The sequence below is a fragment of the Ornithinibacillus proteolyticus genome (assembly GCF_039581225.1).
Lineage (GTDB): Bacteria > Bacillota > Bacilli > Bacillales > Amphibacillaceae > Ornithinibacillus > Ornithinibacillus massiliensis.
The window spans coordinates 1-13,520 of the sequence record NZ_JBCPXV010000020.1; the positions used below are offsets into that span (position 1 = coordinate 1).

Annotated in this window: 12 protein-coding genes and 1 tRNA gene; 9 read left to right on the forward strand and 4 right to left on the reverse strand. The window is 38.6% G+C overall.

Annotated elements, in window-relative coordinates:
• Positions 1-587: 587 nt before the first annotated feature.
• Positions 588-776: a hypothetical protein gene (locus AAIB49_RS10660; RefSeq protein ID WP_343458064.1), complete on the reverse strand. Its 189-nt coding sequence runs from the start codon at positions 774-776 to the stop codon at positions 588-590.
• Positions 777-1,270: 494 nt separating this feature from the next.
• Here AAIB49_RS10660 and AAIB49_RS10665 point away from each other — a divergent pair, with 494 nt between their 5' ends.
• From AAIB49_RS10665 to AAIB49_RS10680, 4 genes are all read left to right on the forward strand, one after another.
• The gene (locus tag AAIB49_RS10665) at positions 1,271-2,203 is read left to right on the forward strand and encodes an ABC transporter ATP-binding protein (RefSeq protein ID WP_339216117.1); all 933 of its coding nucleotides are present in this window, start codon (positions 1,271-1,273) and stop codon (positions 2,201-2,203) included.
• Between the two features lie 13 nt (positions 2,204-2,216).
• Complete coding sequence (locus AAIB49_RS10670; RefSeq protein WP_339216115.1) at positions 2,217-3,482, forward strand: ABC transporter permease; 1,266 nt, start codon at positions 2,217-2,219, stop codon at positions 3,480-3,482.
• Positions 3,479-4,588, forward strand: coding sequence for an ABC transporter permease (locus tag AAIB49_RS10675; protein ID WP_343458065.1), 1,110 nt, complete (start codon positions 3,479-3,481; stop codon positions 4,586-4,588). Before AAIB49_RS10670 ends, AAIB49_RS10675 begins: the two co-directional genes overlap by 4 nt.
• Before the next feature lie 317 nt (positions 4,589-4,905).
• Positions 4,906-5,868, forward strand: a complete 963-nt coding sequence (locus AAIB49_RS10680; RefSeq protein WP_343458066.1) for an alpha/beta hydrolase — start codon at positions 4,906-4,908, stop codon at positions 5,866-5,868.
• A 76-nt stretch (positions 5,869-5,944) separates the two neighbouring features.
• On the opposite strand, the gene AAIB49_RS10685 is transcribed toward AAIB49_RS10680, so the two are convergent.
• The 3 genes from AAIB49_RS10685 to dat form a co-directional block, all read right to left on the reverse strand.
• Entirely contained in the window at positions 5,945-7,942 is a 1,998-nt protein-coding gene (locus tag AAIB49_RS10685) for a S9 family peptidase (protein ID WP_343458067.1), read from the reverse strand.
• 156 nt (positions 7,943-8,098) lie between these two features.
• Positions 8,099-8,608 (reverse strand): DNA topology modulation protein, encoded by a 510-nt coding sequence (locus AAIB49_RS10690; protein ID WP_339216107.1) that lies wholly within the window; start codon positions 8,606-8,608, stop codon positions 8,099-8,101.
• 87 nt (positions 8,609-8,695) lie between these two features.
• Complete coding sequence (gene dat, locus AAIB49_RS10695; RefSeq protein ID WP_343458068.1) at positions 8,696-9,568, reverse strand: D-amino-acid transaminase; 873 nt, start codon at positions 9,566-9,568, stop codon at positions 8,696-8,698.
• A 603-nt stretch (positions 9,569-10,171) separates the two neighbouring features.
• Between dat and AAIB49_RS10700 the strand changes: the two genes are divergently transcribed.
• The 5 genes from AAIB49_RS10700 to AAIB49_RS10720 all read left to right on the forward strand — a co-directional run bounded on the left by AAIB49_RS10700 (position 10,172) and on the right by AAIB49_RS10720 (position 13,479).
• Positions 10,172-10,245 (forward strand) — tRNA-Gly (locus AAIB49_RS10700).
• Between the two features lie 142 nt (positions 10,246-10,387).
• Positions 10,388-11,539: a tRNA epoxyqueuosine(34) reductase QueG gene (queG, locus tag AAIB49_RS10705; protein ID WP_339216103.1), complete on the forward strand. Its 1,152-nt coding sequence runs from the start codon at positions 10,388-10,390 to the stop codon at positions 11,537-11,539.
• An 11-nt stretch (positions 11,540-11,550) separates the two neighbouring features.
• The gene (locus AAIB49_RS10710) at positions 11,551-12,066 is read left to right on the forward strand and encodes a methylated-DNA--[protein]-cysteine S-methyltransferase (RefSeq protein WP_339216101.1); all 516 of its coding nucleotides are present in this window, start codon (positions 11,551-11,553) and stop codon (positions 12,064-12,066) included.
• 42 nt (positions 12,067-12,108) lie between these two features.
• Positions 12,109-12,951, forward strand: coding sequence for an amidase domain-containing protein (locus tag AAIB49_RS10715; RefSeq protein WP_339216099.1), 843 nt, complete (start codon positions 12,109-12,111; stop codon positions 12,949-12,951).
• 54 nt (positions 12,952-13,005) lie between these two features.
• Positions 13,006-13,479, forward strand: coding sequence for a tRNA (cytidine(34)-2'-O)-methyltransferase (locus AAIB49_RS10720; RefSeq protein WP_339216097.1), 474 nt, complete (start codon positions 13,006-13,008; stop codon positions 13,477-13,479).
• The last annotated feature ends 41 nt before the right edge of the window (positions 13,480-13,520 follow it).

Consider the following 13,520-nt stretch of genomic DNA (forward strand, 5'->3'; position numbering starts at 1 on the left):
TTCTCTGGTTGATATTTACAATGAACATCATTCCCAAAGGGAATAATCATGGAGGAGCCGTATGCGATGACCCGCACGTACGGAACTGCGAGAGGCGCATGAGTGATTCATGCGCCTACTCTATTTAGGTATTTGGAAATAGGAGAGGATTGAAAAGAAGCCTTTACATGGATTTAATCTGGTAACACGTTCTTGAAGGACTTTCAACTTCTTTGAAATTCTACTTAGCCTACAATAGCTTTGAACGAAATGCTCTGAGAATTTCTTTTTGCGTTTATAAGCTTATCCAAGCGATAGAAAGTCTTGACCGATAATTTCATCGTATGGATTTTATCAAAAAAAGAGCTGTCAAAACAGCTCGCGGTATTATCATTCCAATTTATATAATTATTGAAACTTTCTAGCGACCAAAAATTCAACTAAAGGTAATATAATCATTGCTAAACCTAATATTGCTAACAGAAAAACGTTGATAGTACCATTAACTATTTCGTCAGCAGCTACTGCTACCACAATGAAGAATATGAGAATGAAGTAACTGATTTTGGAGCTTTTTTCTGTAATTCTTTGTCCAAGTTCCTCTTCGATTAATATTCCATCTTTCTCTTCTTTGTTTCCCATGTGATTGCAGAGAAAAACATCATCCATAGCGTCCCAATTACGATAACTTCCTGGAACCCTACTTCCTTTCCAGTAATAAATTTAAAAATAGAATAACATAACACAATAAGCATGGCGGTACCAATTATAATCGCACCTATTTTTCGGGTCTTCACACAATCTCCTCCTCTTTGTTTACCTTTAACTTCTATAGTCTTCACAAGATTTAAAGCTAATAAGGCTTGCCAGAATACTGAAAGCTGTTAACTCTCCTTGGTCTATCCCCATCTTTTTCGGTGATCTTTTATTAGAATTTGCTTACTACATCTGCTTTTGATTGAAAGGGTGTAAAACTTGTTTGACACTATCATTATAAAAAAGACGAAGGTGATGTCAAACATATTTTACACCCTATTCGGGTTTTAACATTGACAAGGAAGTCCGTACAATAAAGAGGTATCACTCATTATGTAGATAACCTGCAATGATTATTGGGCACGATGAAAACAGAGACGGACATTCTCTATTAGCAAAAGGCATATCAATCCAAATTTCACGTTTCTCTCTTAAAAAAGTGACTCAAGTCATACCTCAAGAATTTCTTTTCATGACTCCAGGTAGTATGTAAATTGGAGGTTTTCTCGTATTCTAAATTTAGGAGGGGAATCAAATGATCGAATTGGTGAACTTAACGAAACGATATAAACAGATTGAAGCGGTAAAAAACTTAAATTTATTTATAGAAAAAGGTGAGATTATCGGACTTCTTGGTCCGAATGGTGCTGGTAAATCAACAGCAATCTCGATGCTGTCGTCATTAGTAGAGCCTACCAGCGGGGACGTCCTTTTTGAGAACAAAAGCATTGTCAAAAATCCTAGTAGCTTCCGAAAGATAGTAGGCATTGTACCGCAGGAGATTGCTCTATACGAAGATTTATCAGCGGAGGAGAATCTTTATTTCTTCGGAAGGATCTATCACTTGCGTGGAAAGAAATTAAAACAAAAGGTCGATGAAGTATTGGAGCAAATTGGCTTAACCGATAGACGCAAAGACATTGTAAAGAAATTTTCAGGTGGAATGAAACGACGATTAAATATCGGTGTAGCCATGCTTCACGACCCAGAAGTGATTATTATGGATGAACCGACTGTTGGGATTGATCCGCAATCCCGTAATTATATTTTAGAGACGGTTAAACGGCTAAATCAAGAACGAAAAATGACCGTATTGTACACGAGTCATTATATGGAGGAAGTAGAGCTGTTATGTGACCGTATTTACATTATGGATAAAGGAAATCTAATTGCATCTGGTACAAAGGATGAAATTAAGAAAATCTTATCCAACGAGAATACGATATCCATTAAGGCGGATCGCTTTAGTGAAGGGTTTCTTACTGCGTTACGTGAACATCCTTCTGTAACGAGTGTGACAGTAGGAGAAAAGGAAGTGCTCGTTATCGTACCAAGAGCGGTTCGCATGTTTTCCGAAGTAATTCAAATAGCAGAGGAGCACGGAATCGAATTACACTCTGTCGATAACAAAGCCCCTACTTTAGAGGATGTATTTTTACACCTTACTGGCAGGGCATTAAGAGATTAGAGGGGGGAATAGGATGCTGTGGAATATTATTAAAAAGCAAGGTCTCATTATCTTAAGAAACCCTCAAGAATTATTATTACTTCTTGCGCTTCCGGTATTACTTATTACGATTCTATCCACTGCGTTAGGTAATTGGATAAACGGGGAGAGTCAGCCAATAACACTTCAAGTGGCGTTTTTGGAACACGAAGCGGAAGAGGTGCAAGTTGAACGGTTTTTGCAGGATATGGAGAAGGTACTTCCACCTGATGTATTGGAACAGATTCGTACGAACATCGATCATATGGCACCAATTAAACTACTAAAGGAATCGGTCTTGGAAAATGAAACAGTCCAGGAATTTATCAAAGTAGAGTATATTAATCCCTCTGAGCGTGAGAACATTCTAGCAGATGATTCGTATACTTCGTTAATTGAAGTGCCTGAGAATTTTACGTATGATACGCTATCTAATTTAATTGGAAATAAGGATGAACAACCTGCATTTCTCATTATACAAAATGAAGGACACCAATCTGGTGTTACGATTATCCATCGTATTTTGCAACAATTTCAAGAGCAAATGACGTTAGGGAAGTTTGTTGCGGATAATCAATTGGAGATGGAAACATTGCAGTTAGATGAAGCAAGTATAAAAAGTGAGATCGTAACAATCAATGAAAAAGAACCTGTCACATCCCAGGCTTATTATACGTTAGGTATGGTATTGATGAACGTTTTGTTTATAGCAAGTGCTATCGGTTCTATTGCGTATAACGAAAAGAGAATGCATGTATTAGATAGAATTATTGTAGCGAATGTATCAAGATGGTTGTATTTTCTTGGTATATGGATTTCTGGAACGATGTTTGCGTTTATCCAGGCTATTATTATCTTTACGTTTTCGCGATTTGTATTTGGTGTGACATGGCCAGGATTAACGGGATTTTTACTAGTAACGTTGGCCTTTTCTCTTGCGGTAGGTGGTCTTGCAGTTCTATTAGTTTCTTTGAGCTTCCGAGGTAACTCAGAATCGATAATCCATATCTTCTCCGGTATTATAGTCACGGTATTTGCTGTTTTAGGTGGTAGCTTTGCACCTGTTGGTGAATTTTCTAAAACGATTCAGTTTATCGGAAATCTAACCCCAAATGGTGCTAGTATGACAGCATATTTGACTATATTACGGGGGGAAGAGCTTGGTGCCATAGGGAATCAGCTAATCTATTTAGTATGCTTTGGGCTAGCGGTCGTAGTAATTGCTATTTTATGTTTTCCGAAGAGGGGGGTATCTTCATGATTGGAATCTTAAACGCGAAGCTAAAGCAGTTTATCCGTGCTCCGTTTACATTTTTGATGTTTACTGGCATGTCGATCATCTTTGCCCTTATCTTTGGTGGATCAACGGGCCCAGGCAATATAACGGTTCCGGTCTATGCAGAACATCATGTGGACGCTTCTATAATAGAATTTTTGGAATTGGAAGAGTCGATGAATTTTATCTGGGTGACAGAGGATGAACTAAAAGAGATGGTTTCCGATGGGAAGAGTGAATTAGGTGTTGTCTTAAAGGAAGAGGACTTTCAAATTGTTGTCGGGGTCGATTCCTTTAACACAGGGCTAATTGAACGCACTATTCGATCTGCTTATTTAGATAAACGTATGCAAGAACAGCTTATCGAGCAGAGTGGTCTAACATCAAAAGCGGAGCAAGAAGCATTTGTAGAAACAATGAAGCAGGAATTAAGTGAACCAATTTTTTCTATCGAATCAACGAGTTTTCGTGGGGAAGGCGCGTTTGTTTATAATAGTAACCTCCATCACATATTTGGTTTTTCCTTATTCTTTGTTATTTATACGATTGCTTATAATGTAATCTCCATCTTATTGGAAAAAAGAGAGGGGATATGGGACCGAATGATTTTATCCCCGGTGAAAAAGTGGGAGATGTATGTTGCGAATTTAATTTATAGCTTCATTACCGGTTATATCCAGGTGGCTATCACATTTTCAGTATTCCGGTATATCGTAGGAGTTGACTTTAATGAACGATTTGCTGAAACATTATTACTGTTAATTCCTTATGTATTTGCCATTGTTGCACTCTCTCTTTTAATTACAGCTATTGTAAAAAACATGCAGCAATTTAATGCTATACTACCGATTATTTCAGTTAGTATGGCAATGATTGGTGGAGCATATTGGCCAATTGAGATTGTGGAGTCGAAGTTATTATTAACCTTGGCGAAAGCTGATCCGCTTTATTATGGGATGCAGGCTCTAGAAGGCATAGTGGTGTATGGCTATCCGCTGTCAGAGGTTTTAATACCAGTTAGTGTTTTAGTATTAATGGGTGTAGGGATGATGGGAATTGGCATCCATTTAATGGAAAGAAGACATATTTAAATCAAAATAAATGGAATCGATGATACGATAAGTCATTCGCTCCGGAAATATACATTGCTCTTCAGGCAGATGGTGAGCTTCGCTGTCCTTATTTCTATAAGGCATTCACCGATGTCGCTTTTGGAGTATAGGTATAGTTCCGGAGCTGATTTTATGTAGGTAACTTCCATGTATTTTTCCCTCTTAGCGCTTTTTTTGAAAAATAATGTGTAATCTTGGTGAGGTTACAAATATCTACCAAAAAGAATTTTAAATTTTGTGTAAAATTTCTAGTATAATAGTATGATAGACAACAAGCGTAAACGCTAGGGGGAAATATGGTGAAGAGAAGGATAATACAGGGCTTAGCTGGACTATTTATTATTTTATTCATTATAGATGTTATGGCTAGTTTTTATTTTTATGATTTAGCGATAAATCGGGGACCAAAGGATTTCTTAAGTGGGAATAAGGACCTTGAAGTATCTGCTGAAACAATGGATGTGCTATTAGAAGGTGGCTGGCGTGATTGGGTAGCTGACCAGGAGTTTGAATATATGGAGATGACGTCACGGGATGGTTTATTACTTCAAGGCTATTTCCTTGAGGCAAAAAAACCGACGAATAAGCTTGTTATCGCTGCTCATGGGTATTTAGGCCGTGGAAGTGATATGGGCTTATACGGCCAGTACTATTATGAGGAATTAGGGTATAACTTCTTTACTGCTGATTCACGAGGTCATGGCAAAAGTGAAGGTAATTACTATGGATTTGGTTGGCCGGACCGATTAGATTATGTCGATTGGATTCATTTATTGATTAATAAGTTAGGTCCGGATACAGAGATCATTCTTCATGGATTATCAATGGGAGCTGGCACGGTTCTAATGACGGCGGGGGAGGAGCTACCGGATAATGTGAAAGTAGTAATTGCTGATAGTCCGTATACAACTGTCCATGATTTGTTCTCCTATCAGATTGATAGAATGTTTAGCCTTCCTGCTTTTCCCTTTATTCATTCTACAAGTCTCCTAACGAAAGCACGAGCTGGATATTCATTTAAGGAAGCTTCTGCACTAGAGCAAGTGAAAAAAGCAAAGGTACCTATTTTGTATATAACAGGGAATGGTGATACCTTTGTTCCGACAGAAATGACACATGAGCTCTATAAACATACGAAAAGTAAGGCTGAGCTAGTGACCTTTGACGGGGCGAACCATGGCGAGTCGTTTGTTATGGATGAGGCGAGGTATAAGCAGGTATTGAATACGTTTCTTAAGGATAATTTAGATAATGAATAGGATAAAATAGCGTAAAAAGGCGAGTGTCTCTATTTTTCTATGAAGACACTCGCCATATTTCATTTCAATCGCTATTTTACAAATACTTGTCAAACCAGCGTAAAATATGATTTAAACGTTCTACACGCATTTCTGGCTTTCCACTACGACTTAGTTCATGATTAGCACCTGGGAAGCGAACGAATTCTACTTCTTTTTTCAAATGTTTTAATGCTACAAAGAACTGCTCTCCTTGTTCAATTGGGCAACGGTAATCTAACTCACCATGCAAAATTAATAGTGGAGTTTCTACCTTATCTGCATATTTTAAAGGCGAGATATCCCATAATGCTTTAGGGTCGTCTAGTAAATCATAGCCGTGCTGCCATTTGTTGAAGAAGTAACCAATGTCACTTACTCCATAGAAGCTAAGCCAGTTACTAATAGAACGCTGTGTAACTGCAGCTTTGAAGAGATTAGTATGACCTACAATCCAGTTCGTCATGAAACCACCATAGCTTCCTCCTGTTACACCTAGTCGTTCTTGGTCGATAAAATCATAAGTCTCTAGTGCATATTCCACGGCAGACATAACGTCACCGTAATCGCCACCACCATAGTCACCACGGCAAGCATCAACGAATTTTTGACCATAACCATGGCTTCCGCGAGGGTTGGTATACAAGACGACATAACCTTGTGCTGCTAGTAACTGTAGTTCGTGGAAGAAGGTTTGTCCATACATAGCATGTGGGCCTCCATGAACCTCTAGTACTAATGGATATTTCTTTCCTTCTTCAAATCCATAAGGACGTAACACCCAACCATGAATATCCCAGCCGTCTTTCGCTTTAAAGGTAATGCTTTCTGGAACGCTCGTTGCAACATTGTCTATAAATTCGCGGTTTGCATCTGTTAGCTGTTCTACATTAGCTTTTGAATCTAGTAAATAGAAATTACATGGAACAGTAGGTGTGCTCACCCCGATAACAAAGCTCTCATTTGTTGGATGATAGCTGAAACCAAATACATGGCTGTCTGCTTGATATAAGCTTTTTAATTCTCCAGTTAAGCTGACTTCATAAAGATTGACAGCACCATTATCTGATCCAATGAAAAATACTTTATTCTCATCACTTGACCATACTGGACCACCTTCTGAACCGCCTAGGCGAGTGTCACCTACCATTAAATCGCCAAGCTGGAAGTCCCAGTCTTCACTTAGACATACTGTTTCTTTCGTTTGAACATCATAGACATAAAGCTCTGTTAAAGTCGCATTTAAATATTGTTGTTTATGTCCTAGATAAGCAATCTTATTTCCACTTGGAGAATATTTTGCTGTGTAGTAAGCACCGTCACCATCTGTTAGTCGTGTAATAGCTTTTGTAGCCGTATCTAATAGATAGATATCACTCTTTAGCTCGTAATCCGATTCTTCACTTAAATTAGCTGAGAATAGAATGGTTGAGCCGTCTGGGGAAATATCTTGATAGCTGTAGTGATGGTCACCTTCTGTTAATTGGGTGAAGGTTTCTTTTTCCACGTCATAAAGAACAATATGAGCTTTCTTATCATCAAGGAATCCTTGTGCATCAGATTTGTATTTTAGATTCGTAACATGAAGTGGTTGTTTACTTTTTTCTTCTTTTTCTTTTTGGAGTTCTTCCTTTGACAGTTCCTTTTGATTGGTAACATCGTCATCTTTGTCTAATGAAGCAGTGAATAGGATTAATTTTCCGTCTTTGGACCATTCCGCATTGACAGCACCATTTTTAAAGGTCGTAAGCTGCTTTGCTTCACCACCGTCTAAAGGAAGTAGCCATAGTTGTGGCACACCACTTCGGTTGGATTGGAATAGCACCTTCGTTCCATCCGGAGAAAAACGGGGGTTGCTATTTTTATGGTGACCGAATGTCCATTGTTTAGCTGTTTTCTCGTTTAGGTCTTGAACAAATAGATTGGATTCGTATTCTTTTTTATCATTGATTGTAGTTGAAACATAAGCATATGTAGTTCCATCAGGAGCAAACTGTGGATCACTAAATACTTCCAAGCTCATAAAATCTTCTGTCGTGATTGCGCGTTTTGTCATTGATTAAACCTCCGATTTGTAAATTGGATTTCCTGCAGATGGAATATTTCGAAAATTAACCGTCTGTATAGGGCTAACTAGCGTATTGTCAACAGAGAAGACGAATACTTATTTCCCATTTTAAACTACTTCGGGTTTCGAAGCAATTGCAAATTGCTAGTTTAGTTGTTTTTGTTGTAGCCAATCCGTTAATTGTTTTCTATTTTTAAAAATATGGATATCTTTGTTCGTTAAGTTTGCTAATCTTTTATACATTTTGGGTGCTTTATTTTTGTTGTAATCTTTTGTCCAGCGGATGAAGTCTATGTTTAATCGCTCATGACAGCCCTCTGCCATGTCTGGTCTTGTCCGATTCCGATATTGAATTCTTCTTTTTGTTATCCCATATAATGTACGTAGGGTTGAGTAGTTTAAGAAAATAATCGTATCCGCATCCGCAAACCGATTTGGTAAGGTTGCGCTATAGTTGCCATCAATGATCCAGATATCCTGCTTTAATATTTCATCATGTTTTTGGATTAGTTCGGTATCCTCACTTGGCTGCCAGTTCGGCTTCCAATATAAGGAATCCATATGATAGACAGGGATATTAAGTTTGTCGCCAAGCTGCCTTGCTAAGGTTGATTTTCCAGCTCCCGGATTTCCTATAATGGTGATTTTCTTCATTTTGACCTCCTTATGGATAAAATGGTGTGAAAGAAAGTAGGGCTGTCTCATTAAGGGAATTTTCCCGGATAATAAGACAGCCGTTCATTATGCGTTTGCTATGATGTTTTCGTTTATATTGGCATCTTTCTCGTATGCTGCTTGTAGCTTTCTTGTTATTTCACCAGGCTTTCCGTCTTGAACTAGTTTCCCGTCTACCTGAACAATAGGCATAACCTCGGAAGTACTGCTAGATAAGAAGAGTTCATCAGCTTCTGTCATTTCCTCTAAGGTAAAAGCTTCCTCGATAAATGGAATGGATAATTTATCGACGAATCGTTCAATTGCCATCCGAACACACCCATGTAAGATGTTGTTTGTTGCAGGATGTGTATAGATCGTGCCGTTTTTAACTAAATAAACATTCGCAGCAGAGCATTCCGTTACCCGACCATTTCGATGAAGGATTGCCTCATAACAGCCATGCTCTTTTGCTTCTTGCTTAGCCATGACATTAGGTAATAGATTCAAGCTTTTTATAAAACAATGCTCCCAACGGATATCACGGTGGGTAATGACCTGAACGCCGTTTAGTAAAGCTTCTAGATTACGAGCAAGAGGCTGTACATAGGCATAGACATTTGGTTCCACATCGGTCGGGAAGACATGGTCACGAGGTGCTGAACCTCTGGATACTTGCATATATACCTTTCCATCTTCTGTTACATTGTTACGTTCTAATAATTCTAATAGTAATTTTTTTAATTCCTCTTTAGATTGCGAGAGTTTAATTTTAATAGCTTCTGTAGAACGATATAATCGATCGATATGTTCATCTAATAAGTAATAGTTTCCTTTGTATACTCGAATAACTTCATATATACCATCGCCAAACTGAAGTGCGCGCTCTTCAATAGGAAATTTTAAACTGTCACGATGGATAAATTTAGCTTGTGATAAGATTACTGGAAATAAAGACAACGCTATTCCCCTCCTTAGTGTTATGACTATTTTATTACTTCCGTATAGTATTGTAAATGATTGTTTTTAGATAATATTCGTATTATTAAAATGGGTTAGACTTGGGAGGGAATGGGGTTTAGAGTTCTGTTTCATACCGACAAAATTGTACAAATTAGCGATAATATTTACAAAAACTATAGAAAAAATTAAAATTTTCCTTGCATCCTGTCGAAAATGTTGCTATAATAATTTTTGCATTCACAAAACATTGTCAATATGTGTGAGTAGTCATAATATACTATATACACTTAATGCGGGTGTAGTTTAATGGTAAAACTCTAGCCACGAGCGAAACATCTACCGAATAACCTACGAGTTGCCCCGAGGAATATGCTTCCTCGAAAAACTAGTAGACGCAGGGGCATGACTTGCGTGAGTAATTATTAAAGTAAATATATAAACTTGATGCGGGTGTAGTTTAATGGTAAAACTCTAGCCACGAGCGAAACATCTACCGAATAAGCTACGAGTTGCCCCGAGGAATATGCTTCCTCGAAAAACTAGCAGACGCAGGGGCATGACTTGCGTGAGTAATTATTAAAGTAAATATATACACTTGATGCGGGTGTAGTTTAATGGTAAAACTCTAGCCTTCCAAGCTAATGTCGTGGGTTCGATTCCCATCACCCGCTCCATACATATGTCCTAACGCAGTGTCTCGTAATTACTTACGAGATGTTGCGTTTTTACTTTTCTTCTACAATAATTCCTCAGAATACTTAACAAAACAATTTCCACGTAGTATGGTAAAGATAATCAGAGAAGGGAGGCGTGGCGATGAATACCGACCAGCTTAAACAGGAAATTATTGACTACAGTAAAGAAATTGGTATTGATAAGATTGGCTTCACAACGGCTGATGTGTTCACGGAACTAAAAGAGCGGTTGAAGCGACAGCAAGAGCTAGGGTATCAATCGGGTTTTGAAAAAGGTACCAATGAAGAACGAACGGAGCCAAAACGATTGTTGCCTGAAGCCCAATCCATCATTTCTATTGCCATGGCATACCCTTCCCGGATGAGAAAAGATGCACCTAAGAGTAGGAAGGAAGAACGGAGAGGTTTTTTCTGTCGTGCATCATGGGGGATGGATTACCATGATGTTCTTCGGGACAGACTACAGAAATTAGAACGATTTATCCATGAAAAAGTAACGGATGCTGTTACAAAGGTGATGGTGGACACGGGAGAGTTATCGGACCGTGCCGTAGCAGAGCGTGCAGGAGTTGGCTTTACAGGTAAAAACACCTTGCTGATTACCGAAGAATTTGGTTCCTTTGTATATTTAGGGGAGCTCATTACCAATATTCCATTCATACCAGACAGCCCGATAGAGGATGGTTGTGGAGATTGTCGTAAATGTATTGATGCATGTCCAACTGGAGCGATTGTTCAAGGGGGACAATTGAATGCACAGCGTTGTATTGCTTTTCTAACGCAAACAAAGGATTTTCTTCCTGAAGAGTTTCGTTCCAAGCTTGGAAATCGCGTCTATGGCTGTGACACATGTCAGTTAGTTTGTCCGAAGAATCAGAAGGTCGATTTTCATCATCATCCAGAATTTGAACCTGAAGATGATATTGCTAAACCACTACTTAAACCAATGCTGACCATATCCAATCGGGAATTTAAAGAACAGTTTGGCCATATTTCAGGTTCTTGGCGCGGAAAAAAACCGATTCAACGAAATGCGATCATTGGACTTGGTCATTATAAGGATAAAACGGCAGTAGACGAATTAATTTCCATTATGAATAATGACCCGCGTCCGGTAATTCGTGGTACAGCAGCATGGTCCCTAGGTAAAATCGGAACAGAGGAAGCATTTGATGCAATAACAAAAGCAATGGAAAAAGAATCGGATCAGGATGTGCTTTTTGAAATGGAAAAGGGCTTAGCATTTCGTGAAGTACAATCATCTAAAGGATAGGTGAATGGATTATGGTAACGATTTATTATGGTGAAATTGACACACCAATCGGAAAGTTACTCATTTTGACGGACGGGGAACAACTATACCGCATTGATTACGGAACATTTTCTGAGAATGAATCGAAGGTAATAAATTGGCTGGAAAAGCATATTCCACATACTTCCCTTGTTCATGGTGAAGCAAAGGTTGCTCCAATAAAGGACCAGCTTGTTGCGTATTTTCAAAAGGATAGGAAAGAATTCACATTCCGATTTGCCTTCTATGGGACTGCCTTTCAAAAGAAAGTGTGGCAAACACTGGTTGATGAGATTCCTTTTGGAAAGGCAAAAACGTATAAGGATATTGCAATAGCTATTGGAAATCCAAAGGCTGTCCGTGCAGTTGGAGGAGCGATAAACAAGAATCCTTTTTCCATTGTCGTTCCTTGTCATCGTGTCCTCGGATCTGATGGCAGACTTGTGGGTTATAATGGTGGATTGGATAAGAAAGAATATTTATTAAAACACGAAGAAATTTTATCTTAGACACGCCTTCCCTCCATATATATTGTAGTGGAGGGGTTTTATATGAATATACTGAAAAAATTCTGGTTGGAGCTATTTGAATCAAGTGATCCAAAGTTCGATTGGATAGAAAATCATAAATTATTACATGATAAGCGTGATGTCAAGCTTGTTCGAGTACATGGGAAAGGTCATATTTATCAAAGAATGAAGTATGATCAGGAGGAAAAGGTACATTACCATTTACACTTAACTATGCTACTGAAGCAAGGGGATTATTTTACACGGGAAGAACGGACCATCCCGTACGAGTTTATTTTAAAAGATGGCAACATTATGGACCACAAGCAAACACTTGTAAGACAAACGGAAGAACCTCCTGGCAAATTAGAACCTGATTCTGGGCAAAGTGAGTATGACCGATTCAGCTATGATCGCCTTGCTGCAGTTCAGTATGCGGAACGGTGGTGGAATAGTTATAATCCACAATATCGAAAATTCGATGTCGATTGTACTAACTATGTTTCTCAATGTTTGCGTGCAGGTGGAGCGCCAATGAGAGGAGCGCCGAATCGGAGTCAGGGCTGGTGGTATACAGGTGATAATTGGAGTTATAGTTGGGCTGTTGCCCATTCTTTACGATGGTTTTTAGCTGGATCGACGCACGGTTTAAAGGGGACAGAAGTTGATTCTGCCAGCGAACTGCAGCCGGGTGATGTTATTTGCTATGATTTTCAAGGAGATGGCAGGTGGGACCATACCACTATTGTCGTTGCTAAAGATAGGGACGGGATGCCTTTAGTCAACGCTCATACTCAAAACAGCCGACATCGATATTGGTCATATGAAGATTCAAGTGCCTATACACCGAATATAAACTATAAGTTTTTCCGTATTGGTGATTAGTGATATAATAGTTCAGTTACTAGTGCAAAGGAATAAAGCAAGGAGAAATGAATAGTGAGTTTACATGTCGTATTATTTGAACCAGAAATTCCAGCTAATACAGGGAACATTGGAAGAACATGCTTAGCAACAGATACAAAGCTACATTTAATTCATCCATTAGGATTTTCTACGGATGAAAAGGCGGTTCGCCGAGCTGGATTAGATTATTGGCAACATGTCGATATGGCGGAATATCAATCCATATTTGAGTTATATGATAAATATCCACAAGGGAAGTTTTATTATATTGAGAACTTCGGTACAAAGCATTATACCGATTATGATTATAGCAATGTGGAGGAAGACATTTTCTTTGTCTTTGGCAAAGAATCAACAGGATTTCCTAAGGACCTACTAGTAGGAAAAGAAGATCAATGCCTTAGAATTCATATGAATGACAAGGTGCGCTCTTTGAACCTATCCAATACAGCAGCAATCATCATATATGAAGCATTAAGACAACAAGGCTTCCCGAAATTAATCTAGGTTGGACGTCACTCACTAATATCGTGGGTGGCTTTTTTGTT

Excerpts from the sequence above, each read along its gene's own strand:
- AAIB49_RS10715 (WP_339216099.1), top strand. The coding sequence starts at position 12,109 with ATGAATATACTGAAAAAATTCTGGTTGGAGCTATTTGAATCAAGTGAT.
- AAIB49_RS10685 (WP_343458067.1), bottom strand. The coding sequence starts at position 7,942 with ATGACAAAACGCGCAATCACGACAGAAGATTTTATGAGCTTGGAAGTA.
- AAIB49_RS10675 (WP_343458065.1), top strand. The coding sequence starts at position 3,479 with ATGATTGGAATCTTAAACGCGAAGCTAAAGCAGTTTATCCGTGCTCCG.
- AAIB49_RS10680 (WP_343458066.1), top strand. The coding sequence starts at position 4,906 with ATGGTGAAGAGAAGGATAATACAGGGCTTAGCTGGACTATTTATTATT.
- AAIB49_RS10670 (WP_339216115.1), top strand. The coding sequence starts at position 2,217 with ATGCTGTGGAATATTATTAAAAAGCAAGGTCTCATTATCTTAAGAAAC.
- AAIB49_RS10710 (WP_339216101.1), top strand. The coding sequence starts at position 11,551 with ATGGTAACGATTTATTATGGTGAAATTGACACACCAATCGGAAAGTTA.
- AAIB49_RS10665 (WP_339216117.1), top strand. The coding sequence starts at position 1,271 with ATGATCGAATTGGTGAACTTAACGAAACGATATAAACAGATTGAAGCG.
- AAIB49_RS10690 (WP_339216107.1), bottom strand. The coding sequence starts at position 8,608 with ATGAAGAAAATCACCATTATAGGAAATCCGGGAGCTGGAAAATCAACC.
- queG (WP_339216103.1), top strand. The coding sequence starts at position 10,388 with ATGAATACCGACCAGCTTAAACAGGAAATTATTGACTACAGTAAAGAA.